This is a genomic window from Streptomyces sp. MBT65 (genome assembly GCF_016612545.1).
In the GTDB taxonomy this organism is placed as follows: Bacteria; Actinomycetota; Actinomycetes; order Streptomycetales; family Streptomycetaceae; genus Streptomyces.
On the sequence record NZ_JAENRY010000063.1, the window covers coordinates 1 to 25,458 of the forward strand.

At 70.2% G+C, this 25,458-nt stretch carries 24 protein-coding genes; 2 read left to right on the forward strand and 22 right to left on the reverse strand.

The window, feature by feature from the left end; all coding sequences use genetic code 11:
* Positions 1–121: 121 nt before the first annotated feature.
* The 15 genes from JHN63_RS16565 to proS form a co-directional block, all read right to left on the reverse strand.
* Complete coding sequence (locus tag JHN63_RS16565) at positions 122–1,747, reverse strand: YifB family Mg chelatase-like AAA ATPase (protein ID WP_200681837.1); 1,626 nt, start codon at positions 1,745–1,747, stop codon at positions 122–124.
* Position 1,748: 1 nt separating this feature from the next.
* Entirely contained in the window at positions 1,749–2,111 is a 363-nt protein-coding gene (locus JHN63_RS16570) for a YraN family protein (RefSeq protein WP_200681838.1), read from the reverse strand.
* A gap of 143 nt (positions 2,112–2,254) precedes the next feature.
* Positions 2,255–2,563 carry a DUF2469 domain-containing protein gene (locus JHN63_RS16575; RefSeq protein ID WP_003965949.1) on the reverse strand — a complete coding sequence of 103 codons (309 nt, stop codon included), beginning with the start codon at positions 2,561–2,563 and terminating at the stop codon, positions 2,255–2,257.
* Between the two features lie 56 nt (positions 2,564–2,619).
* Positions 2,620–3,159: an NUDIX hydrolase gene (locus JHN63_RS16580; protein WP_200681839.1), complete on the reverse strand. Its 540-nt coding sequence runs from the start codon at positions 3,157–3,159 to the stop codon at positions 2,620–2,622.
* The gene (gene lepB, locus JHN63_RS16585) at positions 3,149–3,928 is read right to left on the reverse strand and encodes a signal peptidase I (RefSeq protein WP_200681840.1); all 780 of its coding nucleotides are present in this window, start codon (positions 3,926–3,928) and stop codon (positions 3,149–3,151) included. Before lepB (JHN63_RS16585) ends, JHN63_RS16580 begins: the two co-directional genes overlap by 11 nt.
* Positions 3,929–4,006: 78 nt before the next feature.
* Entirely contained in the window at positions 4,007–4,981 is a 975-nt protein-coding gene (lepB, locus tag JHN63_RS16590; protein WP_200681841.1) for a signal peptidase I, read from the reverse strand.
* Positions 4,869–5,981 (reverse strand): signal peptidase I, encoded by a 1,113-nt coding sequence (gene lepB, locus JHN63_RS16595; protein ID WP_200681842.1) that lies wholly within the window; start codon positions 5,979–5,981, stop codon positions 4,869–4,871. Before lepB (JHN63_RS16595) ends, lepB (JHN63_RS16590) begins: the two co-directional genes overlap by 113 nt.
* The gene (gene lepB / locus JHN63_RS16600; protein ID WP_200681843.1) at positions 5,974–6,690 is read right to left on the reverse strand and encodes a signal peptidase I; all 717 of its coding nucleotides are present in this window, start codon (positions 6,688–6,690) and stop codon (positions 5,974–5,976) included. Before lepB (JHN63_RS16600) ends, lepB (JHN63_RS16595) begins: the two co-directional genes overlap by 8 nt.
* A 45-nt stretch (positions 6,691–6,735) precedes the next feature.
* Positions 6,736–7,086 (reverse strand): 50S ribosomal protein L19, encoded by a 351-nt coding sequence (gene rplS / locus JHN63_RS16605; RefSeq protein ID WP_148010680.1) that lies wholly within the window; start codon positions 7,084–7,086, stop codon positions 6,736–6,738.
* Positions 7,087–7,219: 133 nt separating this feature from the next.
* On the reverse strand, positions 7,220–8,053 hold the full coding sequence (trmD, locus tag JHN63_RS16610) for a tRNA (guanosine(37)-N1)-methyltransferase TrmD (protein WP_200681844.1): 834 nt from the start codon (positions 8,051–8,053) through the stop codon (positions 7,220–7,222).
* The gene (rimM, locus tag JHN63_RS16615) at positions 8,050–8,640 is read right to left on the reverse strand and encodes a ribosome maturation factor RimM (RefSeq protein WP_200681845.1); all 591 of its coding nucleotides are present in this window, start codon (positions 8,638–8,640) and stop codon (positions 8,050–8,052) included. The genes trmD and rimM overlap by 4 nt, the downstream gene beginning before the upstream one ends.
* 82 nt (positions 8,641–8,722) lie before the next feature.
* Entirely contained in the window at positions 8,723–8,962 is a 240-nt protein-coding gene (locus tag JHN63_RS16620) for an RNA-binding protein (RefSeq protein WP_005479813.1), read from the reverse strand.
* A gap of 2 nt (positions 8,963–8,964) precedes the next feature.
* Positions 8,965–9,384 carry a 30S ribosomal protein S16 gene (rpsP, locus tag JHN63_RS16625; protein ID WP_200681846.1) on the reverse strand — a complete coding sequence of 140 codons (420 nt, stop codon included), beginning with the start codon at positions 9,382–9,384 and terminating at the stop codon, positions 8,965–8,967.
* Between the two features lie 287 nt (positions 9,385–9,671).
* Entirely contained in the window at positions 9,672–10,268 is a 597-nt protein-coding gene (locus JHN63_RS16630; RefSeq protein WP_019058697.1) for a hypothetical protein, read from the reverse strand.
* 260 nt (positions 10,269–10,528) lie between these two features.
* A complete protein-coding gene (gene proS / locus JHN63_RS16635; protein WP_200681847.1) occupies positions 10,529–11,944 on the reverse strand; it encodes a proline--tRNA ligase in 1,416 nt (471 codons plus the stop codon).
* A 198-nt stretch (positions 11,945–12,142) separates the two neighbouring features.
* Here proS and JHN63_RS16640 point away from each other — a divergent pair, with 198 nt between their 5' ends.
* Positions 12,143–13,000: a class I SAM-dependent methyltransferase gene (locus JHN63_RS16640; protein WP_200681848.1), complete on the forward strand. Its 858-nt coding sequence runs from the start codon at positions 12,143–12,145 to the stop codon at positions 12,998–13,000.
* 33 nt (positions 13,001–13,033) lie between these two features.
* On the opposite strand, the gene ftsH is transcribed toward JHN63_RS16640, so the two are convergent.
* The 6 genes from ftsH to JHN63_RS16670 all read right to left on the reverse strand — a co-directional run bounded on the left by ftsH (position 13,034) and on the right by JHN63_RS16670 (position 22,948).
* The gene (gene ftsH, locus JHN63_RS16645; RefSeq protein ID WP_200681849.1) at positions 13,034–14,971 is read right to left on the reverse strand and encodes an ATP-dependent zinc metalloprotease FtsH; all 1,938 of its coding nucleotides are present in this window, start codon (positions 14,969–14,971) and stop codon (positions 13,034–13,036) included.
* Between the two features lie 147 nt (positions 14,972–15,118).
* Positions 15,119–16,675, reverse strand: coding sequence for a signal recognition particle protein (gene ffh / locus JHN63_RS16650; protein ID WP_200681850.1), 1,557 nt, complete (start codon positions 16,673–16,675; stop codon positions 15,119–15,121).
* 81 nt (positions 16,676–16,756) lie between these two features.
* Positions 16,757–19,207, reverse strand: coding sequence for a [protein-PII] uridylyltransferase (locus JHN63_RS16655; protein WP_200681851.1), 2,451 nt, complete (start codon positions 19,205–19,207; stop codon positions 16,757–16,759).
* A gap of 25 nt (positions 19,208–19,232) precedes the next feature.
* Positions 19,233–19,571 carry a P-II family nitrogen regulator gene (locus JHN63_RS16660; protein WP_003997576.1) on the reverse strand — a complete coding sequence of 113 codons (339 nt, stop codon included), beginning with the start codon at positions 19,569–19,571 and terminating at the stop codon, positions 19,233–19,235.
* Positions 19,568–20,902, reverse strand: coding sequence for an ammonium transporter (locus tag JHN63_RS16665; protein ID WP_200681852.1), 1,335 nt, complete (start codon positions 20,900–20,902; stop codon positions 19,568–19,570). The genes JHN63_RS16660 and JHN63_RS16665 overlap by 4 nt, the downstream gene beginning before the upstream one ends.
* A gap of 561 nt (positions 20,903–21,463) precedes the next feature.
* A complete protein-coding gene (locus JHN63_RS16670) occupies positions 21,464–22,948 on the reverse strand; it encodes a hypothetical protein (protein ID WP_200681853.1) in 1,485 nt (494 codons plus the stop codon).
* Between the two features lie 446 nt (positions 22,949–23,394).
* Here JHN63_RS16670 and JHN63_RS16675 point away from each other — a divergent pair, with 446 nt between their 5' ends.
* On the forward strand, positions 23,395–24,060 hold the full coding sequence (locus tag JHN63_RS16675) for a bifunctional DNA primase/polymerase (protein WP_200681854.1): 666 nt from the start codon (positions 23,395–23,397) through the stop codon (positions 24,058–24,060).
* A 185-nt stretch (positions 24,061–24,245) separates the two neighbouring features.
* On the opposite strand, the gene ftsY is transcribed toward JHN63_RS16675, so the two are convergent.
* Positions 24,246–25,448 (reverse strand): signal recognition particle-docking protein FtsY, encoded by a 1,203-nt coding sequence (gene ftsY, locus JHN63_RS16680; RefSeq protein WP_200681855.1) that lies wholly within the window; start codon positions 25,446–25,448, stop codon positions 24,246–24,248.
* Between the last annotated feature and the right edge of the window lie 10 nt (positions 25,449–25,458).

A 25,458-nucleotide genomic window follows, 5' to 3' on the forward strand; every position in this document is an offset into this window, starting at 1 on the left:
CCATCAGCCCCGGCCCGACCACGGCTCCCGGCCCAGCCACCGACCCCCGCCCAGGCACCAGCCCCCCTCCGGTCATCAGTCCCACTCACGTCACCAACCCGGGTCCGGTCATCACCCCCGCTCACGTCATCGCCCCGATAGCCATAGGCACCCCCCGCGGCACCCCCGTACGCAGTTGCAGCGCGAGGGCGACATCCGTCGTGCCGGGGCGGTCGTGGCCGACCAGATCCGCGACCGTCCAGGCGACGCGCAGGACCCGGTCGAGCCCCCGCGCGGTGAGCGCGCCGCGCTCCAGGCTGCGCTCGGCCTCGTCCATCGCACCGCGTTCGGCGTGCCAGCGGCTGCGCAGTTCGCGGCCGGGGACCTCGCTGTTGGTGCGCCACGGTGTGTCCGCGAGCCGGGCCGCTGCCCGCTCCCTGGCCACCCGGACGCGGTCCGCGACCGTCGCGGTGGACTCGCCCCGCGAGCCGCGTCCGGTGAGCTGGTCGCGCGTGACGCGGTCCACCTCCACCCGGAGGTCCACCCGGTCGAGCAGTGGTCCGGAGAGCCGGGCCTGATACCTCCGGATCGACATCGGCGCGCACTCGCACAGGTCGTCGGCCTGCGAGAAACGGCCGCACGGACAGGGGTTGGCCGCGAGCACCATCAGGAACCTCGCCGGGAACCGGACGACACCCGCACTGCGCGCGATCACCACATGGCCGGCCTCCAGGGGCTGCCGCAGCGCATCGAGGGCCTGGCCGCTGAATTCTGGGGTTTCGTCAAGAAAAAGCACCCCTCGATGTGAAAGCGACACCGCCCCGGGGCGCGCGATCCCCTGTCCGCCCCCGACGAGGGCCTGCATCGTGGCCGAGTGGTGCGGGGCGCAGTAGGGGGCGGTGTCGATCAGGGGTTTGCCAGGCGGCAGCAGGCCCGCCACCGAGTGCACCGCCGTGACCTCCAGGGATTCCTGCCGGCCGAGCCTGGGCAGCACGGCGGGCAGACGTTCCGCGAGCATCGTCTTGCCGGCCCCCGGCGGGCCTTCGAGGAACAGATGATGGCCGCCGGCCGCCGAGACCTCGACCGCCGTCCGCGCCGAGTACTGGCCGACCACATCCGCGAGATCGTGCCCCGCGTCGTGCTGGGCGGCGCCCATGCTGTGCATCCCCGTGGCAGCGCCCGTACCGGGCATGCGCAGCCCGGCGAGCAGCGGATCCGGACGTCCCAACTCGTCGGGTTCCTCATCCGGTACGGGCTCGTCGGCGAGTACGGCGATCAGCTGCCGCAGCGTGCGCACGCCCAGCACGGACACCCCGGGCACGAGCGACGCCTCTGCTGCGGCGCACTCCGGCACGACGACCTGCTCGTATCCGGAGTCCGCGGCGGCCAGCACCGCGGGCAGGATGCCCCGGACCGGCCGGACCCGCCCGTCCAGGCCCAGTTCGCCGATCATCACGATGTCGGCGAGCACGCGCGGATCGATCCGCTCGGCCGCGCCGAGCACGGCCGCCGCCACGGCGAGGTCGAACCCGCTGCCGCTCTTGGGCACCGACGCCGGGCTGAGCCCGACGGTCAGCTTCTTCTGCGGCCAGGGCGCGCCCGAGTTGACGACCGCGGCCCGCACCCGGTCCTTGCTCTCCGTCAGGCTCTTGTCGGGCAGTCCCACCAGCGTGAACGCGGCGACGCCCGGTTCGAGGTCGGCCTGGACCTCGACCACCACGCCCTCGACGCCCACCAGCGCCACCGAACACGTACGAGCGAACCCCATCTCAGGCCACCCCCCGCGCATGCTCGACCACGGGCCCGCCGCGTCGGGGCAGGACGACACCCACCAGGTCGATACGGACCCCTCCCGGTGGGGCTCCGCCGTGCGCGTGGATCCACCGCTCGGCGAGGCCTCGTAGGCGCTCCGCCTTCTCTGGTGTCACGGCGGCCATCGGGTGCTCGAAGGCACCGGCCCGCCGGGTCTTGACCTCGCAGACGACCAGGACGTCCCCGTCCCGCGCCACGATGTCGATCTCACCGGTCCTGCCACAGCGCCAGTTGCGCTCCACGACCGTCATTCCGGCCTCCGCCAGCCGTCGTGCGGCCAGCGTCTCGCCGTACTTGCCGAGTGCACTGCGTGCGTTCATGTCGGCACCACCTCCGGCACCAACCGTCACGCGGAACGGTCCACCAAGTGGATCTTGGTGGACCGTTCAGTGATTGTGGAGAACTCCGCCACCCACACGAGTGAAAGGCGCCCTGCGGCCGGCCGCCGTCACCCGCGCCGCCGTCACCCGCCCGGCAGCTCCAGATCGCTCTTGTTCAGCTCCTCGATATTCACGTCCTTGAACGTGAGAACGCGGACCTGTTTCACGAAGCGGGCCGGTCGATACATGTCCCACACCCAGGCATCCGCCATGGACACCTCGAAGAACACCTCGCCCTGGACCGAGTGCACCTGCATCTCGTAGTCGTTGGTGAGGTAGAAGCGCCGTTCGGTCTCGATCACATATTTGAACAGACCGACGACATCGCGGTACTCCCGGTAGAGCTTCAGCTCCATCTCGGTCTCGTACTTTTCGAGGTCCTCGGCGCTCATGGCATGTTCCCCTTCAGCCGTGCGATCCCACCATTGTGCGCCAGTCCCGTACGCCCCTAGACGATTTCGGTGTCAAGGATCACGGGCCCGGCCGGGGGACCTTCGTCGAGCAGCCTGCGGAGCAGCTCGGCGAGTCTGGTCGGATACACCGTCTCATGCGCCCGGTCCAGTTCCCGGCACGTCCACCAACGTGCTCCGGAGACGCTGCGTCGCTCCAGTTCCGTGAGGGCCGTGGCGCCGGGCACGCCCTCGGCCGTGGCGGACGTCCTGGCCAGGTAGTACCACTCGTCCTGGTCCCAGCGGCGGCCCGCGAACGGGAAGGAGCACGTCCGGGTCCACAGCACCGGGCCGAGTTCGACCTGGGTGATGCCGGTCTCCTCCGCGAGTTCCCGTAGCGCGGCCTCCTCGTGGGTCTCGTCGCCCTCCAGGCCGCCGCCGGGCGTGAACCACCAGTCGTCGGTGGGATCGTCGGGCTCATGGCCGTGGAGCAGCAGGATGCGGTCCTGCGGGTCGAGGAGGACGACCCGGGCGACCTTGCGCAGCCCGCCCTCGTGCGAGTCGCCGTACGCGCCCTCCTCGGTGGCCTCAGCGGGCACCGGCGGGCTCCGTGCGGGTGCGGGTGCGGCGGCCGGCCGCCAGCTTGGCGATCGGGCCGTAGGCGCCGCCGCCGAGGACGAGGACCGCGCCCGCGACGATCAGGGCGACGATCGTGCGCAGCGGGCCGGGGTGCGAGAGGCCGCCGAGTTCCTCGAAGCCGGTGGGGCGGGCCAGCATGCCCTTCATGGGCCAGACGACGGCATCCACGCGGGCGCTCACGGCGCTGATCGCCACGGTGCCGCTGGCGACGTCCGTGAGGTGGGCGCTGGAGTCCAGGGAGCCCTGGCGTTCGTCGCCGAGCAGGAACAGGCGGCCCTTGGGGACCTTCACCGCCGGGATCGTCTTGATCTCGGCCGGGCCGCCCTTGAGGTAGCTCTCGGCGATCTCCTTGCCGTTGACGACCAGCTTGCCGTTCGTGCAGCAGGAGACGGTGTCCCCGCCGACGGCGACCACCCGCTTGACCACGGGGGCGTTCGTCACCCAGGTCGAGTCGGTGAAGACCACGACGTCGCCGCGACGCACCTCGTCGCCGTCGACCCGCTGGGCCAGCACCCGGTCGCCCGCGTCGATCGTCGGTGTCATCGAACCGGTCGGCACCGTGTACGGCCGGTAGACCACCGCTCCCCAGCCGAATCCCCCGAGGAACAGCACAAGGCCCAGCGCGACGGCCAGTCCGGACAACCGCTGTCCGGTCCGGCTGCCCACCGGGCCCTTGCCAGTGCCACCGCCGGTACGCGGGGCCGTACGTGTTGCGCTCTCGCCACCCATGGGTCCGCACCCTACCCGGCGGTACCGAGGGTGGTCAGCCCTTCCTCCGGGACCAAGGTCACAAGCTCTACAAGGCCTTTACCCGACCTTGGCGTACCGCCTGCGGCGCCACAGGGCCAGCGGCAGTACGCCGATGAGGGCCAGGCCCTCCGGAGCTGCCGTCAGGATGCGGGAGGCCGAGGCCCGGGTGTTGATGCCCGCCTGGTCGAAGGTGTCCGGGATCGGCAGCGTGCCCCAGCGGTTGATGGGCCAGGCCTTGACGATCGCACGGCCGACGACGTCCTTCACCGGGACCATGCCGTGGTGCTTGTCGGACTGGTTGTAGCGCGAGTCCCGCGAGTTCTGCCGGTGGTCGCCCATCACCCAGATGTCGCCCTTGGGGACCTTGACGGTGAACTGGCCGCCCTGGTCGTCGTTGGTGCACGGGGTGTTGCCGGGGTAGACGTACGGCTCGTTCAGCGCCTTGCCGTTGACCGTCAGCGGGCCGGTGCCGCTGCAGGAGATGGTGTCGCCGCCGACGCCGATGACCCGCTTGATGAGGTCCTTCTCCTGGGCGGACGGCATCAGGCCGATCCAACTGAGCACCGTCTGCAGGGCGTTGGGGTCGGCCGCGGGCTCGCCCGCCAGCCAGTCGTCCGGGTCGTGGAAGACCACGACCTCGCCGCGCTCGGGCTCGGAGCCGAACCACGGGGTGAGCTTGTCGACCAGGACGCGGTCGCCCTGCTGGAGGGTGTTCTGCATCGAGTCGGACGGGATGGAGAACGCCTGCACCAGGAACGTCTTGATCAGCAGCGCGAGGACCAGCGCGATGACGACCAGGATCGGCAGCTCCTTCCAGAAGGAGCGCGGCTTCTTCGGCTGGGGGGTCGAGTCGCCCGGCCCCTGTTCGTCGGTGCGGGTCGGGTCGCCCGGCGCCGTACCGTCCTCGTCGGCTCCGGAGTCACTCCCGGAGGTCACGGCGCTGTCCGCGGCCGGGACGGGTGCCTCCACGGGGTGACCGTGGTGCTCCTCGCCGTCGTGTCCGGACCGTGCGCCAACCGCCACATCCCCCACGCCAACTCCTTACTCTGTGCCGCCGCCTGCCCCATCCTCGGCGCAGGCCCACCACTCCCATAACGAGCGGGAGTTCCGCAGGGCTCGGGAGTTGGATCGATCCGTTCGGATCGACCGGGGCAACCCTATGCGACAGTTCGGGACCGGCGGTCGTCCCCGACACGGAGTTGGAAACCGATGCGAAGGTTTTAGGTTCGTTCAGGCTGGTCCAGTGGCCCATGGGCCAGGCGATCACCTTGGCCCGTCCCACCACCGAACTGAGCGCGACCGTGCCTCCGTAGCTGGTGTTCTGGTGCGCGCGGGAGTCCGCCGAGTTGCCGCGGTGGTCGCCCATCACCCACAACCGCCCCTTGGGGACGGTGATGTCGAACGCCGTTTCGGACGGGGAGTTCCCGGGATACAGGTAGTCGCCCTCGGTCAGGGGCACCCCGTTGACGGTCACCCGCCCTTGCGCGTCACAGCACTTGACGTGGTCACCGCCGACGCCGATGACCCGCTTGATGAGGTCCTTCTCGTTGTCGGACGGCAGCAGGCCGATGAACTGGAGGCCTTCCTTGAACTGCTTGACGACGATGGGGTCGTTCTTCTTGGTGGTCTGCTCGTCCGCGAGCCAGCCGCCCGGGTCGTGGAAGACGACGACGTCGCCGCGCTTGGGCTCGGAGCCGAACCACGGGGTGAACTTGTCGACCAGGACGCGGTCGCCGATGCGGATCGTCTGCTCCATGGAGCCCGACGGGATCACGAACGCCTGGAGGAGGAAGGTCTTCAGGACGAGGGCTATGAGGACCGCGACACCGACCAGGAGGGGTATCTCCCGGACCGCGCCGCGCCGTCGTCGCCGCTTGACCTTGCGCTGGAGCTTGCGCCGCTCGGCCCGGCTGCGGCCGGCGCCCCCGGCCGGGGCCAGCGCGCCCGCACGCCGGAAGCCGGTCGGCAGCAGGTTCTCGTTCCCGAAGTTGCCGCCTGGCGCAGCGCCGCGCGGCCTGCCGCGGTTACCCATGGGCGCCGTCCGCGGCGGGTACGCGCGCGTAGGCACCGGGTCGGACGAGGTGGGTCCAGTGCCCGGCGGGCCAGACGATCCAATCGGCCCGCCCGATGACGTCACCAACGGGAATCATGCCTCCGCCCGGATCGCCCAGGTGGTCCCGGGAGTCGCTCGAGTCGCCGCGGTGGTCACCGAGGACGAACAGCGTGCCGTCGGGTACGACGACGTCGAAAGCCACGGTGGACGGAGCGTCACCGGGGTACAGGAACGCCGTCTCGTCGACCGACCGCCCGTTCACCTCGAGCCTCCCCTTCTCGTCGCAGCAGACCACGTGGTCTCCCCCCACACCCACAACGCGCTTGATGTAGTCGGCGTCCCCGAAATAGCCGGTGCCGTCGAACACAACGATGTCTCCGCGCCTCGGATGGGCACCAAAACGGTACGCCAACTTATTTACGAGAACGCGGTCGCCGATCCTCAATCCGGATTCCATGGATCCGCTGGGAATCTGGAATGGCTGCAGTAAGAACGTGTTGAGCAGGAGCAGAAACACCAGACAGACCAGGGCAGTCAGGGTGATCCTGCCACCGGGCACCCACTCCGTGACCCGCGACAGCAACGCGAAACGCGACCGGTCCTCCGGTCCTCCGGTGCCCGAGGTGTCCTCGGGATCGGAAGGGCTGGAGGAGCGATCGCGCTCCGTGGGCTGTGCTTCGGTGTCCATCGGAGCCAGATGCTATCCGGCTCCGGTATGAACCCCGTCGCGACCTCAGTTGTCGCGCTTCTCCTTGATCTTCGCGGCCTTGCCGCGCAGGTCACGGAGGTAGTACAGCTTCGCGCGACGGACGTCACCACGGGTCACGAGCTCGATCTTCTCGACGATCGGGGTGTGCACCGGGAAGGTGCGCTCGACGCCGACGGAGAACGAGACCTTGCGGACCGTGAAGGTCTCGCGGACACCGGCGCCCTGGCGACGGATGACTACGCCCTTGAACTGCTGCACACGGGAGCGGTTGCCCTCGATGACGCGGACGTGGACGTTGACGGTGTCACCCGGGCGGAAGGCCGGGATGTCGGTGCGCAGCGAGGCGCTGTCGACAGTGTCGAGCAGGTGGGACATGTCGTCTGCTTTCTTCATCGATGCCACAGGTCACCGACGGGAGATAGGTGTTCTGAAGGATGCCGTGGGTGTCGGGGCGGGCGTCATGTCCCCCTGTGGCAGGGGCGCACGCCGGACGACGCACAACAGCGACCTATTCTTCCACGCCGTCCGGCCCACGCCAAAATCGGCCGTACGGCTCCCCCGCCGGGTCTGGTGACCAGCCCAGGATCGAGAGCATCTCGCGGTCCTTCTTGTCGAAGGTCTTGGGCTCGCAGCGCTCGATCAGGTCGGGCCGGTGGGCGGCCGTGCGCTTCAGCGCCTCGTCGCGGCGCCAGCGGGCGATCCTGCCGTGGTGGCCGCTGAGCAGCACGTCCGGGATCTCCTGGCCGCGCCACTGGGGCGGCTTGGTGTAGATCGGCCCCTCCAGGAGGTTGGCCATGGCCCCGGGCGCGAAGGAGTCGTCGCGGTGGGACTCGGCGTTGCCCAGGACACCCGGCAGCAGCCGCGCCACGGCCTCCGTGACGACCAGGACGGCCGCCTCGCCGCCGGCGAGCACGTAGTCGCCGATGGACACCTCGCAGACGGGCATCCGGGTCGCGTACTCGTCGATCACCCGCCGGTCGATGCCTTCGTAGCGGGCGGGCGTGAAGACCAGCCAGGGCCGCTCGGAGAGCTCCACGGCGAGTTCCTGGGTGAAGGGCCGGCCGCTGGGCGTGGGCACGATCAGCGCGGGCGCGCCGGAGCCCGTCTCGTAGCCGTCGGCCAGGACGGAGTCCAGGGCGTCGCCCCAGGGCTCGGTCTTCATGACCATGCCGGGGCCGCCGCCGTAGGGGGTGTCGTCGACCGTGTTGTGGCGGTCGTACGTCCAGGAGCGCAGATCATGCACGTGCACGTTCAGCTGTCCACGCGCGCGTGCCTTGCCGACGAGGGAGACGTTCAGCGGTTCGAGGTACTCGGGGAAGATCGTGACGACGTCGAGCCTCATGCGTCGGTGTCCTCTACGGAGTCGCCCTCTACGGAGTCGTCCTCTGAAGCGTCTTCCTTGGAGGACACGATCTCGGCCCGGTCGTCGATCAACCCGGGCGGCGGGTCGATGACCGCGCGCTGCTCCTCCAGGTCGATCTCGATGACGATCGACTCGACGAACGGGATCATCACCTCGCTGCCGTCGGGCCGCTCCACGATGAAGAGGTCCTGGGAGGGCAGGTGCGAGATCTCGGTGATCCGGCCGACCTCCTCGCCGTCCTTGGTGACGACGTCGAGGTCCATCAGCTGGTGGTCGTAGTACTCGTCCTCGTCCTCGGGCAGCTCCTCGGGATCGATCTCGGCGATCAGGAGGGTGTTGCGCAGGGCCTCGGCGCCGGTGCGGTCGCTGACGCCCTCGAAGCGCAGGATGAGGCGGCCGCTGTGGACGCGGCCCGTCTCGATGGTGAGCGGTCCCGTCGGGGCGGGGTCCGTGAACAGGACGGCGCCGGGCGCGAGCCTGAGTTCGGGCTCGTCGGTGCGTACCTCGACGGTGACCTCGCCCTTGATGCCATGGGCACGGCCGATCCGTGCGACTACCAGTTGCACGTGTCCACATCTCCTGTTTCATACAGCTCGGGCCGGGGACGGCCAGTGGCCCTCCCCGGCCCGAGCCGGTGTGCGATGAACGTCAGCGGACGTGGTCCACGTCGACGAGGTCGACGCGGACGCCTCGGCCGCCGATGGCGCCCACGACGGTGCGCAGAGCGCGAGCGGTGCGGCCGTTGCGGCCGATCACCTTGCCGAGGTCGTCGGGGTGCACCCGGACCTCCAGCACGCGCCCGCGGCGCAGGTCGCGCGAGGCGACCTGCACATCGTCAGGGTTGTCGACGATGCCCTTCACGAGGTGCTCGAGAGCCTCCTCGAGCATGCTCAGGCCTCGGTCGACTCGGACTCGGCCGCAGCCTCGTCCTTCTTGTCGGCCTTCTTCTTCTGGGTGATCGCCTCACCCTTGCTCGAGTCGTCGCCACCGAGGGCGTCGAACACCGGGCGAGCGGCCTTCGGCGCGGCCACGAGCAGCGGCGCCGGGGCCGGCAGGCCCTTGAACTTCTGCCAGTCGCCGGTGAGCTTCAGGATGGCGAGCACGGGCTCGGTCGGCTGCGCGCCGACACCCAGCCAGTACTGCGCGCGGTCCGTGTCGACCTCGATGCGCGAGGGGTTCTGCACCGGGTGGTACAGACCGATCTCCTCGATGGCCCGGCCATCACGGCGGGTACGGGAGTCGGCGACGACGATGCGGTAGTGAGGCGAACGGATCTTGCCCAGACGCTTCAGCTTGATCTTGACTGCCACGGGAGTGGGTTCTCCTGGTTTTGACGTGGTTGGGCACGGCGAGATGGCCGCGTGGGGTTGCGGTACCCGAGTGCCCGATGGACGCGTCAGCCGGAGGCGAGAGGGTTCCTGTGCGGCTGTCGAGTACAGCTAGCCATTGTGCCACACCCTGGCGGTCCGCCCGACCCGGGAGCATGCCCCCGCATACCCCCGCCCATGCGGAAGCGACACCCGGCGCCGGAAGGTGACCGGCGCGGGTGTGCGCAACCCCGACCCGCGGGATGCGGCTGCCACGAGCAGCCGTGTCCTCAGGCCGCGCCCACGACCTCCGGGATGCGGAAGGGCTTCCCGCAGCCTCCGCACACGATCGGCGCCTGGGCCAGCACCGACGGGACGACCCGTACGTTACGACCGCAGTCGCAGACCGCCTTGACGCGGACCCCGCCACCGGACGAACCGTGCCGGGCGGCCGGGCCGCGGAAGGTGCGGGAGGTGTCCGCCGAGGTGGCGACGGTGTGGGCCTTGAGCGCGCGCTGGAGGCGCTCGATCGTCGGCCGGTAGCGCCGCTTGGCCTCGGGGTTGAGCTGGACCAGCGAGAAACCGCTGCTGGGATGCGGTTCGTCGGGGTGGTCCAGACCCAGCTCCTCGGCGATCGCGAGGAATCTGCGGTTGTGGTAGCGACCGGCACGGGACGTGTCGCGCACGCCGCGCGAAGCGGCGATGCCATGGACTGCCTCATGAAGCAGTCGCTCGAAGGAGAGCTCGTGTCCGCAGGCGGACGACGACTCTCCGATCAGGGACTCGGGCGCGGCCAGATCGGGCAGTTCGGGGTGGTACCGCTGAATATCGGCCCACGCCTCTGCCAGCTCTGCGGCGAGAACAGGTGGTGTCTGTGTCGTGCTCACGTAATGACAACGAGCCGGAGTGCCCCTGTGTTCCGATTCCGGGGCATCCCAAATAATTTGCACGTACCCGTCAGTTGCCGCTGATGCGTCCGGAGGAGGGCGGGTGCGCTGATCTGCGGAGAAGCCTCACAGCTCATACCAAGCTGGTGCGTAGTCCTACGTACGACCCGGCGCGTAGACGATGTCCGCGCGCCGGGGGAGCTGATGTCCGCCGTTGCGCAAGAGACCTTTCGGTCGCTCTGACGGCGGAGCCCGCTGGTTCAGTAAGCGCGCGCGACGACCGCGACGTTACCGGGTGACCGATCGGCGTCCGGGACCGACCCGTCCTCGGCGACCAGACACCGTACGGTCACGGCGTGCTCGGCCAGTTCGGCCTCGCCCTCTTCACCGAGGGTCGCCCACGGGATGCGCGCCCAGCCGCCGGCGGTGGCGGCCTCGATCGCCTCCGCGACGGTCGACACCTCCGAGGTGCGCGACTCGCGCCGCTCGCGGGACTGCGTCAGCAGCAGCGCCTGGTCCTCCTCGAGGATGACGGGAAGCAGCTCTACGAGGGAGTCGATCGCCACCGGCTCCTTGCCGCCGCGGATCCGGCGGGCCAGCATCGCGGTGCCGTTCTCCAGGTCACGGGGTCCGACCTCGATCCGTACGGGCACTCCCTTCAGCTCCCAGTCGACGGCCCGGCGCCCGAAGGGGACGTCCGTGCGGTCGTCGACGCGGACGCGGACGCCCGCCGCCTTCAGCCGGGCCCCGATCTCGCGGACCTTGGCCAGAACCGCCTCGTCCCCCTTGATCGCGAGGACGACGACCTGGATGTGCGCCAGCCGGGGCGGCACCCGGAGTCCGTCGTCGTCGCCGTGCATCATCACCAGGGCGCCGATCATGCGCGTGGTGGAGCCCCAGGAGGTCTGCCAGACCAGTTCCTGCTTGCCTTCCCTGGACAGGTACTGCGTATTGAACGCCTTCGCGAAGTTCTGCCCCAGCTCGTGACTGGTCGCCATCTGCAGCGCCTTGCCGTCGCCCATCATCCCTTCCAGGGTGAGGGTGTTGATCGCGCCCGCGAACCGCTCCTTGACCGTCTTGCGACCCGGTACGACGTCCATCGCGAGGACGTTGACCATGAAGTCCTCGTAGACCTCGCGGTGGATGTGCGCGGCGAAGTCACGCGCCTCCTCGTAGGTCGCGTGAGCGGTGTGGCCCTCCTGCCAGAGGAACTCACTCGTACGGAGGAAGAGTCGGGGTCGCAGCTCCCAACGGACCACGTTCGCCCACTGGTTGATCAGCAGGGGGAGGTCGCGGTAGCTCTGCACCCACTTCGAGAAGTACTCGTTGATGATCATCTCGGAGGTGGGCCGGACGACCGCGGGCTCCTCCAGCTCCTTGCCGCCGCCGTGCGTGACCACGGCCAACTCGGGCGCGAAGCCCTCGACATGGTCCGCCTCGCGGGCGAGATAGGACTGCGGGATCAGCAGCGGGAAGTACGCGTTCTCGGTGCCCGTCTCCTTGATGCGGGCGTCCATCTCGGCCTGCATCCGCTCCCAAAGGCCGTACCCGTACGGTCGGATGACCATGGAGCCGCGCACTGGGCCGTTGTCGGCCAGCTCGGCCTTGCTGATCAGATCCTGGTACCAGCGGGGGAAATCGTCCGCCCGGGGAGTGAGCACGGGTGCCTTTGCCATGGCGCGATGGTACGGGCCCACGTTGCCGTCATGTGAATTCTCGCCACTCCCACAGGGAAGCCACAAGCCGGACCCCACAACCCCTGGACGCCGTAGCGCGTGCGGAGTTTGCTGGCATACGGGGGAAGTGCGGGCGCACATCACGGGGGCCTCGGAAACGGGCACGGCCACATCTCTCGGCGGATTGGGGCGCTTTCGATGACACCTACGCTCGTGCGGCACTACCTGCCTCATACGGGGCCCGTGCCCCGTGTGGACCTGGGTGCACGCGCGCGTGACTGGTCCGAGATCCAGGAGCGGATGCTGGTGCCGCTCTACGAAGCGGTCTACGAGCGACTGGAAGTGGGACCCGGCACCCGGCTCCTCGGCCTCGGCTGCGGCTCCGGGCTCGCCCTGCTGATGGCGGCCTCCAGAGGCGCGACGGTCACCGGTGTGGAGCGCTTCTCCCCCGAACGGCTGGCCCTCGCCCGCGAGCGACTGCTGCCGGCCGTCTGGTCTACCCGCGCGCGTGCGCACACCCGGCTCGTCTACGGCTCCCCCAGGGACGCGGCCGACGCGGAGACGCCCGCGTACACCCTGGTGACCGCCTTCGAGCCCATCGGGTGTCTCGCGGGCGACTCGGAGGGACTAGGCGACGTGCTCGCGGGTGCGACACCGCTCGCCGCGCGCGGGACACCCGTGGTGCTGACGGGCTGGGGCCCGCCGGAGCGCTGCGCGACCTCGTCCGTGCTCCGGGTGGCGACCAGACTGGCGGACCCGCTGCGCGGCACGGGCAGCCCGCGCCCGGTCCTGCGCGACGACCTGGAGGAGGTCGCCCACCGCGCGGGCCTCAGGCCGGACGGCTCGGGACGGGTGGCCTGCCCCTTCGGGTACGCCGACGTCGAGAGCGCCGTACGGGGGCTGCTGTCGACGGGGCTCTTCGACGCGGCGATCGTCGCGACGGACCAGGCGCAGGTGGACAAGGAGTTGGCGGAGGCGTTACATCCGTATCGTCGGAAGGACGGCACGGTGTGGATGCCGAACGTCTTCCGGTATCTGATCGCGCGTACGACCTGAGGATGACCCGTTGCGCGTACGACCGGAGGATGACTACGGCTCTTCCTTGAAGAGGCGTGTGACACCCGCGATGCGATAGGCGTCCGTCTCCTCCAGGGTCTCGTTCTCCAGGAGGGCCGCCGCGAGCGCGTCCAACTGGTCGCGGTGGTCGCGGAGTTTGCGGATCGCCTCCTCGTAGCACTCGTCGACGATGCGGCGCATCTCGTCGTCGATCACGTCCAGGGTCTGCGGTGCGGCGGCAAGGCCGTAGGCCTGCTGGGCGTCGTTCGGGAGGGCGGAGAGGCGGCCGACGCGCTCGCTCATGCCCCAGCGGGCGACCATCCCGCGCGCGATGTTGGTGACCTGTTCGAGGTCGCTCTCGGCGCCGGTGGTGATCACTCCGTAGACGACCTGTTCCGCGGCCATGCCGCCGAGGGCACCGATGATCCGGCCGCGCAGATACTCCTCGGTGTACGCGTACTTGTCGGAGTCCGGGGTGGAGAGCGTCACGCCGAGTGCCCTCCCGCGCGGGACGATGGTGATCTTGCGGACGGGGTCGGCGCCGGGTTGGAGCATGCCGAGGAGGGCGTGGCCGCTCTCGTGGTACGCGGTGCGCCTGCGCTCCTCCTCGGGCATCACCAGCGGGCGTTCCGCGCCCAGTTGGACCTTCTCCAGGGCTTCCGAGAGGTCGGCCTGGGTGACCTCGCTCTGCTTGCGCTTGACCGCGAGGAGGGCGGCCTCGTTGGCGAGGTTGGCGAGTTCGGCGCCGGTCATTCCCGGAGTCGTACGGGCGACCTGGGCGAGGTTCACGTCGTGCGCGAGCGGGATCTCGCGGGTGTGGATCTCCAGGATCGCCTTGCGGCCGCCCCGGTCGGGCGGCGAGACCACGACCACCCGGTCGAAGCGGCCGGGGCGGGTCAGCGCCGGGTCCAGGACGTCGGCGCGGTTGGTCGCCGCGATGACGATGACGCCCTCGGAGCCCGAGAAGCCGTCCATCTCGGTGAGGATCTGGTTCAGGGTCTGCTCGCGCTCGTCGTGACCGCCCATGCCGGAGCCGCCGCCGCGGGCCCGGCCGATGGTGTCGATCTCGTCGATGAAGATGATCGAGGGGGCCACCTTGCGGGCCTCCGCGAACAGTTCACGCACGCGTGAGGCACCGACACCGACGATCATCTCGATGAACTCGGAGGCCGAGGCCGAGAAGAACGGCACCCCCGCCTCCCCCGCGACTGCCCGCGCGAGCAGCGTCTTGCCGGTGCCGGGCGGGCCCGCGAGGAGCACGCCCCGGGGCATCTTGGCGCCCATCTTGCGGTACTCGTCGGGGTTCTTGAGGAAGTCGACGACGTCGTTCAGCTCGCCCTCGACCTCGTCGATGCCGGCGACGTCCTCGAAGGTCGTGCGCTGCTTGCCCGGCTCCAGCTCGACCGGCTTCGGCGGGGCCTTGCGACCGAGCATGCCGCCCGCGCCGCCGAGCCCCGAGCTCATCCGGCGCGCGATGAACAGCCACAGGACGACCAGCAGCAGCATCGGGGCCAGCGAGATCAGCAGGTTGGCCAGAAAACTACGGTGTTGTACGACCGGCTCGGCCGTGACCGTGACGTTGTGCTTGGTCAGGTCCTCCCAGAGCTGGTCGTCCGCGAAGGTCGGCCGCTCGGTGTCGAACTTGGTGTACTTGCCGTCGCCGTCCGGGTTGTCCTGGCTCTTCTTGAGCTGGCCCTGGATCGCGTTGCCCTTGGCGTAGATCTTGGTGACGTTGCCCGCGTCGACCTGCTTGCTGAACTCCGTGTACGAGATCGTCGGCTCGTCGCCCTCGTTGAAGAAGGAGAGGATGAGGTTCGCGACGAGGTACACGACCAGCGCGGTGAGGATCAGGCTCCACCAGCCGCCGCGCATCTTCTTCCCGCCCGGCGACGGCTTCGGGGGCTCGTCGGGGGTGCCCTCGGTACGCCAGGGCTGGTCGGGAGACTTGCGCGGCGGCGCGGGGTTGGTCATACCGGCAAGTTACGACACGGGCCAGGCGTCGGCACGCCCAGCATGCGCCGAGGGCGCCCCTTCCGGAAAGGGGCGCCCTCGGTGACGTAGAAGACGGGTTGTCAGCCCATGAACTCTCTGAAACTCAGCTCATGAACTCTCTGCGGCTCAGCCCATGAACTTCTTGAACTCGTCCGGCAGCTCGAAGTCCTTGCCGCCCTGCTCGGGCAGCCCGAACGCGTTGCCGCCCTGGGCCGCGCCGGCCTCGCGGCGCTGGGCCTCTTCCAACTCCTGCTGCTTGCGCTTCATCGGGTTGCCGGAGCGCTGCTTGCCCTTGGCCTGCTTGGGCTGCTTCTTGCTGCGGCCCGGACCGCCGCCCATGCCCGGCATCCCCGGCATGCCGGGCATCCCGCCGCCCTGCGCCATCCGGGACATCATCTTTCGGGCCTCGAAGAACCGTTCGACCAGGCCCTTCACGGCGCTGACCTCGACGCCGGAGCCCTTGGCGATACGGGCGCGGCGCGAGCCGTTGATGATGGTCGGCTCGGCGCGCTCGGCCGGGGTCATCGACTTGATGATCGCGGCCGTGCGGTCGACGTCCCGCTCGTCCAGGTTGTTGATCTGGTCCTTGATCTGGCCCATGCCGGGGAGCATGCCGAGCAGCTTGCTGATGCTGCCCATCTTCCTGACCTGTTCCATCTGGGACAGGAAGTCGTCGAGGGTGAAGTCCTGGCCCTTCTTGGACGCCAGCTTCGAGGCCATCTTCTCGGCCTCTTCTTGGCTGAACGTCTTCTCCGCCTGCTCGATCAGGGTGAGCAGGTCACCCATGTCGAGGATGCGGGAGGCCATCCGGTCCGGGTGGAAGGCGTCGAAGTCGTCGAGCTTCTCGCCGTTCGACGCGAACATGATCGGCTTGCCGGTGACCGAGGCGATGGAGAGCGCGGCACCACCGCGGGCGTCGCCGTCGAGCTTGGAGAGCACCACGCCGTCGAAGCCGACGCCGTCGCGGAAGGCCTCGGCGGTGTTGACCGCGTCCTGGCCGATCATCGCGTCGACGACGAACAGGATCTCGTCCGGCGAGACCGCGTCGCGGATGTCCGCGGCCTGCTGCATCAACTCCTGGTCGATACCCAGGCGGCCCGCGGTGTCCACGATCACGATGTCGTGGACCTTGGCCTTCGCGAACTCGATGGAGTCCTTGGCGACCTTGACCGGGTCCCCGACGCCGTTGCCCGGCTCGGGCGCGTAGACCGCGACACCGGCGCGCTCGGCGACGACGCTGAGCTGGTTCACCGCGTTCGGGCGCTGGAGGTCGGCGGCGACGAGCAGCGGCGAGTGCCCCTGGTCCTTGAGCCACTTGCCGAGCTTGCCCGCGAGGGTCGTCTTACCGGCACCCTGGAGACCCGCGAGCATGATCACGGTCGGCGGGTTCTTGGCGAACCGCAGCCGCCGGGTCTCGCCGCCGAGGATCGTGACGAGTTCCTCGTTGACGATCTTCACGACCTGCTGGGCCGGGTTGTTCAGCGCCCGGTTGAGGTCGGCGCCGAGAGCACGTTCCTTGACGTTCTTGATGAACGTACGGACGACGGGCAGCGCCACGTCCGCTTCGAGCAGCGCGATCCGGATCTCACGCGCGGTGGCGTCGATGTCCGCCTCGGAGAGCCGTCCCTTGCCGCGCAGGTTCTTGAAAGTGGCTGAGAGGCGATCAGAGAGAGTATCGAACACGGCGCTCGCGGTCCTCGGGGTCGGTGGCTATTGGGGAATCGCCCTCCAGGGTATCCCGGTCCCACAAGACCGGGTCACGGGTCAGGCCCGCAGGGTTTCCTCCAGTTTGCGTGCGACCGCCGTGGCCTCGTCGCCCGGCAGGGGTGTCCCCTCCGCCCCGGTGACATAGAACGCGTCGACCGCGTTCGACCCCAGCGTGCTGACGTGCATGCTCCGCACCCGGACCTTCGCCTCGTCCAGCGCCCGCCCGATCCGGTGCAGCAGCCCAGGTGCGTCGTGCGCGCGCACCTCGATGACCGTCGCGTGCCGGGAGGCGGCCGCGGCGACCGTCACGCGGGCCGGCGGGGCCACGACACCCCGGCGGCGCGGATACGCGGCTTCCCGCTCCGCCAGCCGCCCCGCGATGTCCAGCGACCCGTCCAGGGCCCGTACGAGATCGGCGCGCAGCCGGGCCGCCTGGGGCAGGGAGCCGTACTCGGCGGCGACCCGCCAGTTCAGCAACAGGACCGAGCCGTCCACGCCGGCCGGGAGGTCGAGCGCGCGCAGTTCCGCCGTGCGGACCGTCAGGCGGTGCATCGCCAGGACGCCGGCCACCGCGGGGAGTACGCCCGGCTGGTCGGGTACGGCGATCAGCAGTTCCACGCCGAGGGGTTCGGGGTCGCCGACGGGCTCGTCCTCGGAGGGGGGTTCGGTCTGGGCGCGCAGCGCCAGCACCGGGCCGCCGGTCGCGACCGCCTCGATCGCGAGCCGTTCCTGTTCGGCGGTGGCCGCGCCCGCCTCTGGCTCCTCGGGGGCGTCCCCGGAGAGGACGGCGGCGACCCGCTTCACCAGGTCGGTGACGAGGCCGGCCCGCCAGGAGGACCAGGCGGCCGGGCCGGTGGCCAGCGCGTCCGCCTCGGTCAGCGCGTGCAGCAGCTCCAGGGTGCTCGTCGTACCGACCGCCTCGGCGACCGAACGGACCGTCGCCGGGTCCTCCAGGTCGCGCCGGGTGGCCGTGTCGATGAGGAGGAGGTGATGCCGTACGAGAGTCGCGAGCACGGCGACGTCCGCGCGGTCGAAGCCGATGCGGGCGGCCACGTCCTTGGCGATGATCTCGCCGGCCACGGAGTGGTCGCCGGGCCAGCCCTTGCCGATGTCGTGCAGCAGCGCGGCGACCAGCAGGAGGTCGGGGCGGCTGACGCGGCGGGCGAACTCCGAGGCGCGGACGGCGGTTTCGATGAGGTGCCGGTCCACGGTCCAGATGTGCACGGCGTTGCGCTGCGGCCGGCAGCGGACCCGCTCCCAGTCGGGGAGCAGCCGGGTGATCAGCCCTTCCGCCTCCAGCGCCTCCCATACGTCGATGGTGGGCTGGCCCGAACCGAGCAGCGTCACGAGCTGCTCACGCGCCTCGGCGGGCCAGGGCGTGGGCAACGGGCGTACCCCGGCCGCCATGCGCCGTACGGCGTGCAGCGAGAGCGGGAGACCGGCCTGCGCGGCGGCAGCGGCGGCGCGCAGCGGGAGGACCGGGTCGCGTTCGGGGCGGGCGGCGCGGGCGAGCACCACCTCGCCGTCCTGCTCGACCACGCCCTCGGCGAGCGGGGAGCGCTCGGCGGCGGGTTTGGCGCCCCCGCCGAGCATGGCCCGCAGCCTCGGCCGCACGGCCCGGGACCGCAGCACGCGCCCCACCTCACGCCAGGTGACATCACTGGCGTACGACACGACGCGCGCCGCTTCGTAGACCTGCCGCAGCAGGGTGTCCGCGTCGAGGAGGCCCAGCTCGGCGGCGACCTGGTCCTGCTCCTGGAGTGCGAGCCGGTCGGTGGCGCGGCCGGTGGTGAGGTGCAGGGCGTCGCGCACGTCGAGGAGGCGGCGGCGGGCGTCGGCGAGGCCCTCGCGGGGGGCGTCGGCGAGCCAGGAGGCGGCTACGGCGCGCAGCGCGGTGGCGTCGCGGAGGCCGCCGCGGGCCTCCTTGAGGTCGGGTTCGAGGAGGTACTGCAACTCGCCCTGGCGCTCGGCGCGTTCGGCGCAGAGTTCCTGGAGTTCGGGGAGGCGCTTGGGCGCCTGGTTGCGCCAGTCGGCGAGGACGGCCGTGCGCAGGGAGGCGGTCAGGCCGAGGTCGCCGGCGATGTGGCGGGCGTCGAGGAGGCCGAGCTGGACCTTGAGGTCCTCGCCGGCGGTCTTGCGGGCCTCGGCGGGCGTACGGACGGAGTGGTCGAGGGCGAGGCCGAGGTCCCAGACCGGGTACCAGATGCGGTCGGCGAGCGCGGCGACCGCGCCGGAGTCGCCGCCGTCGTGCAGGAGGAGCAGGTCGAGGTCGCTGCGCGGGGAGAGTTCGCCGCGGCCGTAGCCGCCGACGGCGACCAGGGAGACGCCCTTGAGGGCTTCGTTGCCGGCGGCGAAGAGGCCGGTCAGCCAGTCGTCGGTCAGTTCGGCGAGGGCGGCACGGCGCGGCGGCCCGGACCGCGCCCCCTCAGTGAGGAGGCGCAGCCGGGCCGCCGCGTAGCCGCTGGGTCCGGAGTCCTCTGCATCCTTGCGCACGTCCGTACTCGTCACCCAGCGACTCCTGTTCTGTTTCTTTTTAGAGCGCGTCCGGTCCGCGCTCGCCGGTCCTGACCCGGACGGCCGTCTCGACCGGGAGGGACCAGACCTTGCCGTCACCGATCTTGCCGGTGCGGGCGGCCTTGACGATGACGTCGATCAGCTGCTCGGCGTCGTCGTCCTCGGCCAGCACCTCGATGCGGATCTTGGGGACCAGGTCGACCGTGTACTCGGCACCCCGGTAGACCTCGGTGTGTCCCCGCTGACGACCGTAGCCGCTCGCCTCGGTGACCGTCAGACCGTGGACCCCGAAGGCCTGGAGGGCTTCCTTGATCTCGTCGAGCCGGTGGGGCTTCACGACGGCGGTGATGAGCTTCATGCGTCCACCTTCTTCGTCTCCGTGGCGGTGGTGACAGAGCTGCCGCCGAAGCCGCCGCCGGCGCCGCTGAAGTCGTATGCGGTCTCGGCGTGCTCGGCCTGGTCGATGCCGGCGACCTCTTCGTCCTCGGTGACCCGCATGCCGATGGTCTTGTCGATGAGGAAGGCGAGGACCGCGGAGGCGACCAGGGAGTAGCCGAGGACCGCGCCGACACCGGCGAACTGCTTCCACAGCTGGGTGAAGGAGTGGTCGCCGTAGAAGACGCCGGTCGCGGTGGACTGGCCCTTGCCGGTGGCGAAGAAGCCGATGAGCAGGGAGCCGAGGATACCGCCGACCATGTGGACGCCGACGACGTCGAGGGAGTCGTCGATGTTGAACTTGTACTTCAGGCCGACGGCCGCGGCACAGCCGACACCGGCGATGGCGCCGACGGCGATCGCGCCGAGCGGGGAGACCGCACCACCGGACGGGGTGATGGCGACCAGACCGGCGACGGCACCCGAGGCCGCGCCGAGCGTGGTGAACGCGCCGTGACGGATCTTCTCGTAGGCGAGCCAGGCGAGCATGGCGGCGGCGGTGGCGACCTGCGTGTTGACGAACATCAGCGCGCCGACGCCGTCGTCGTTGCCGAGCCACGAACCGGCGTTGAAGCCGAACCAGCCGAACCACAGGAGACCGGCACCGAGCATGACCAGCGGAAGGCTGTGCGGACGCATGGGGTCACGCTTGAAGCCGACGCGCTTGCCGATGACCAGGATGACGCCGAGGGCGCCGGCACCGGCGTTGATGTGGACCGCGGTACCACCGGCGAAGTCGATCACACCGAGCTTGAAGGCCCAGCCGTCGGCGCCCCACACCCAGTGGGCGACGGGGACGTAGACGACCGTCAGCCACAGGGCGACGAAGAGCGACCAGGCGGAGAACTTCACGCGGTCGGCGATGGCACCGCTTATCAGGGCCGGCGTGATGACCGCGAACATCATCTGGAAGACCATGAAGACGAAGATCGGGATGGTGTAGCCGTCCCAGAGTTCCGTCAGTCCGACGTTGCTCATGCCGAGCCAGTCGGAGTTGTAGCCGATGAAGCCGTTGCTCGAACCGAAGGCGAGCGAGAAGCCGTAGAGCACCCACAGGATGGTGACGATCCCGATGCTGATGAAGCTCATCATCAGCATGTTCAGGGTGCTCTTGACGCGGACCATGCCTCCGTAGAAGAAGGCGAGTCCCGGTGTCATGAGCAACACCAGGGCGGAACAGATGAGCATGAAGCCTGTGTTCGCGGAGGACAGTTTGGGTGCCTCCGCGGCAAGCGTGATGGCGGCTGATGCCATCGGCGTCTCCTCGTCGGTTGTACGGCCCCGTGCGGGCGAAGCCTGGATGCGGTCCGGTCAAGGCGGGGGGTCCGGTTATGCGCCATGAGATTGGCGCAGCGCGGTTTCGGTCGAAGCCCCTCGATGTTTCACCGGGGTGACGAAGGCGCCGTACGTGTTACGCGTCGATGAACCGCCGGATCTCCGGCCGGGCGATCGTTATCGTGGCGCAACCTTTCCCGGCGGGGGGAAACCGGCCGCGCCCGGCGATCCGGCGGCCCGGCACGGGGGCGCCGGGGCATGGGGCTGGGGCCGTCCGGCGCCCGGTCGGGAGCCTCCCGGCGCGGTCGACGTTTTCGGCCGGAGGGCCGGCACCGCGCGCCACCCTGTGGACGGTCTTTCGAATACGAGTCCCAAAGGGCCGAGAGGTCCTCCGACCACCCGGCCCTCACCCGTCCCTCCGCCGCCGCCCGATCGGCGGCCGGACATGAAACCGACCACGGTCGGCCTTCCGATGACCTGGCATGGGGGAGCCGAGTCGGGCGGTTCGGGAAGGCCGGCCGCGGCCGGGGTTCGGGGTGTTCAGACCGCTTCGGCGGACTCCGGCAGCTCGATGGCGAGCCGCTCGGTGAGGTCGACGACATCGGCCAGATCGCCGAAGTCACGGACCGCGGTGTCGACCGTCTTTCGGATACGAGTGTTGACGCGCTCGGAGCGCACCTTCTTGGCGACGGTCATCGCCTCCGTCGCCAGCACCGCGCTCTGCTCGGGTTCGCGGCGCAGCAGGTGCACGGTGGCCATGCCGATGAGATTGAGTGCGTACGACCGCTGGTGCACCTCGTCCTTGGCGAAGAGGTCCACCGCCCGCTGCATGACGGGCTCGGCCAGCGAGGCGTAGGCGGGGCTGCGGCCGGCGACGTAGGCGAGGTCGCGATAGGAGTGCGAGTTCTCGCCGTACAGCTCGGCCTCGGAGAAGAAACGGATCCAGTCCGGGTCCGGGTCGTCCCAGTCGTGTACGTCCCCGAAGGTGTCCTCGGCCATCCGGACCGCCCGCTTGCACTTGCCGGGCTGGCCCATGTTGGCGTAGGCGCGGGCCTCCATCGCATACAGCATCGACTGGGTGCGCGGACTCGCGCAGTCCCGGCTGCCGTACTGCGCGAGGTGGATCAGCTCCAACGCGTCGTCCGGCCGACCGAGATGGATCATCTGGCGGCTCATGCTGGACAGGACGTACGACCCGAGCGGCTTGTCGCCGGCCTCCTTGGCGGCGTGCAGCGCGAGGACGAAGTACTTCTGGGCGGTGGGCTGGAGCCCCACGTCGTACGACATCCATCCGGCCAGCTCGGCGAGTTCGGCGGCGACCTTGAACAACGTGCGGTTGGTTGCCTCGGGTTGGGGCTCCTGGAGGAGGTCCGTCACCTCGTGCAGCTGTCCTACGACCGCCTTGCGGCGCAGGCCGCCGCCGCACTGGGCGTCCCACTTGCGGAACATCGCCGTGGTGGACTCCAGCAGCTCCAACTCGGGCCGGGAGAGCCGGCCTTGATGCCGGGAGGCGCTCGCGGGCTCGGGCTCCGGCTGGTGGGCCGAGGGGCCGGGGACCAGCCAGCGCTGCATGGGCTCGATGAGGGAGGGTCCCGCGGACAGGGCCAGGGACGCGCCGAGGAAGCCGCGCCGGGCCAGCATGAGGTCGCTGCGGGAGAACTCGCTGAGCAGGGCCACCGTCTGCGGGGCGGTCCAGGGCAGGTCGACACCGGACACGGAGGGTGCCTGGCGGGCCGCGCGCAGCCCCAGGTCCTCGACCGAGACGACACAGCCGAAGCGCTCGGAGAACAGCTCCGAGAGGATCCTCGGGATCGGCTCGCGCGGGTTCTCACCGTCCAGCCAGCGGCGCACGCGCGAGGTGTCCGTCGAGATGTGGTTGGCCCCCAACTGCCGGGCCCTGCGGTTGACTTGACGCGCCAACTCACCCTTGGACCAGCCGCTGCGCACGAACCACGAGCCGAGCAGCTCATTGGGGCGCTTGTCCGTACTGGCCGCGGTTGTCCCGCCTCCGCCGTTGCCGCCCACTGGAACGCCCCCATCCCTGGAACCACTTGTCGCCGCTGTGCGCCAAGCCCTATCAGAATGCCGGTAAATACGGCTTCCCGTCCCGCACTTGTCACCCTTCGAACGAGATGACGAGTTGCCTCCGGCATACCCACGAGCGCATGTGCCCCGAGGGCTTGTGCACTCAAAGTAATCCTACGATCACCCGTCCAGCCACGGCGATCCCGGAAACGCCACCATTCGCCACCCCTTCGAATGAACCTACGGTTGCCCGCGCACGATTCACTTGACATAGGACGGACGGAGGTGGGCGCAGCGGTGCACGCAGGGGCGCGTGCCGCGGAGCACACCACCCGAGGTGCTCCTGGACGCCGCCTGGATCCCGCGGCACCGGGTAGGCGTGGACGCAGAGTGACGATCCGCATCCGTCTCGTAACCACCGGTGCGTCGGACCCGTTGGAGGGGGCATGGGCTTCACGATCGGCAGCAGCCGGGGTATCCGCGAGATCCGGTCCGGCACGCGCCGCCGCGGCCGCGCGTCGGAGTGCACGGCGGTGGCCGAGTTCACCGGCCTGTGGGGCTGGGACGTGGTCGCGGGCGCCCGGGCCGCGGGCGGCGCGTGCTCCTGCGGCGACACGCAATGCCGTACGCCGGGCGCGCATCCGCTGACCTTCGCGCCCGAGGTGCGGGCCGGCGCGACCCTGGACGAAGTGACCGCGGCCTGGGCCGAGTTGCCCGGCGCCTCGATCATGCTGCCGGTGGGACGCGCGTTCGACGTCATCGAGGTGGCCGAGCCCGCCGGGCGCCGTGCGCTGGCCCGCCTGGAGCGGATGGGCCTCCCGCTCGGCCCGGTCGCGGCGACCCCCGACCACCGCGCCCACTTCTTCGTGGCCCCCGGCGCCGCCGCCGAACTCCCCACCCTCCTCTACCGCATGGGCTGGGACGACCCCACGTCCCTGGACCTGCGCGGCCTGGGCCCCGGCAGCCACATCACGGCCCCGCCCTCCGACCGGGGAGGCCTGGGCCCGGTCCGCTGGCTCCGCTCCCCCGCGCTCGACTCGGCGACGAAGCCGCCGGCGGCGAGGCTGCTGCTGGGCACGCTGGCGTATGTGGCCCACAGGTCGCGGGCGTAGCCGTGGAACGACGAAGTGCCCGTCCCCAACGGTGAGTTGAGGGACGGGCACTTCTTCGACGGGGGCTACGGCGCTCCCGCAGGCGGCGCGGGGCTGTGACATGTGCGGCTCCGCCGCGTGGGCGCGACCGGCCCCCACCGGCCCCCACCGACCCGCAGCGAAAAACCCACGCGACCCGCGGAACGTCAGTCGCCGATAAGGGCGTCAACAAATGCCTCCGGCTCGAACGGCGCGAGATCGTCCGCCCCTTCGCCGAGGCCGATCAGCTTGACCGGTACGCCCAGTTCGCGCTGTACGGCGATGACGATGCCGCCCTTGGCCGTACCGTCCAGCTTGGTCAGCACGATGCCGGTGATGTCGACGACCTCGGCGAAGACCCGGGCCTGCACCAGCCCGTTCTGCCCGGTGGTGGCGTCGAGCACGAGCAGCACCTCGTCGAGCGGCGCGTGCTTCTCGACCACCCGCTTGACCTTGCCCAGCTCGTCCATGAGCCCGGTCTTGGTGTGCAGTCGCCCGGCCGTGTCGATGAGGACGACGTCGACCCCCATCTCCTTGCCCTCCTTGACCGCGTCGAACGCGACGGAGGCGGGGTCACCGGCCTCGGGCCCGCGCACGGTGTGGGCACCGACCCGCTCACCCCAGGTCTGCAACTGGTCGGCGGCGGCGGCCCGGAAGGTGTCGGCGGCACCGAGCACGACGGTACGGCCGTCGGCCACGAGCACGCGGGCGAGCTTGCCGGTGGTGGTGGTCTTGCCGGTGCCGTTGACCCCGACGACCATCACGATGCCGGGCTTGCGGTCCTCGGGCTCGGTCTTCACGGTGCGGTCGATGTCGGTGCCGACCAGCTTGAGCAGTTCCTCGCGGAGCAGGGTGCGCAGCTCCTGCGGGGTGCGGGTGCCGAGCACCTTCACGCGGGCGCGCAGTCCGTCGACCAGTTCCTGGGTGGGGGCCACGCCGACGTCGGCGGTGAGGAGGATGTCCTCGATCTCCTCCCAGGTGTCCTCGTCGAGGTGCTCGCGGGACAGCAGCGTGAGCAGCCCCTTGCCGAGCGCGTTCTGCGAGCGGGAGAGCCGCGAGCGCAGCCGGACGAGCCGTCCGGCGGTCGGCTCGGGGACGTCCAGTACGGGGACGTCCGGTACGGGGGGTTCCTCGACGGCGACCGGGGCCGAACCGTCCGGAAGATCCACCTCCTCTATCGTCCGGCGCGCTTCGTCGCGCGGCGTCTCGGCCTCGTCGCCGACGTGCGGCTCGGCCGGCGGGGCGGTGATGTCGGGCACGGAGGTGGGCGGCGGGGGCAGCGGCTTCTTACGCCGACTACCGACGACGAGCCCACCGAGCACACCGAGCACGACCACGGCGATGACTACAGCAAGGATGACGGTTTCCATAACCCACCCA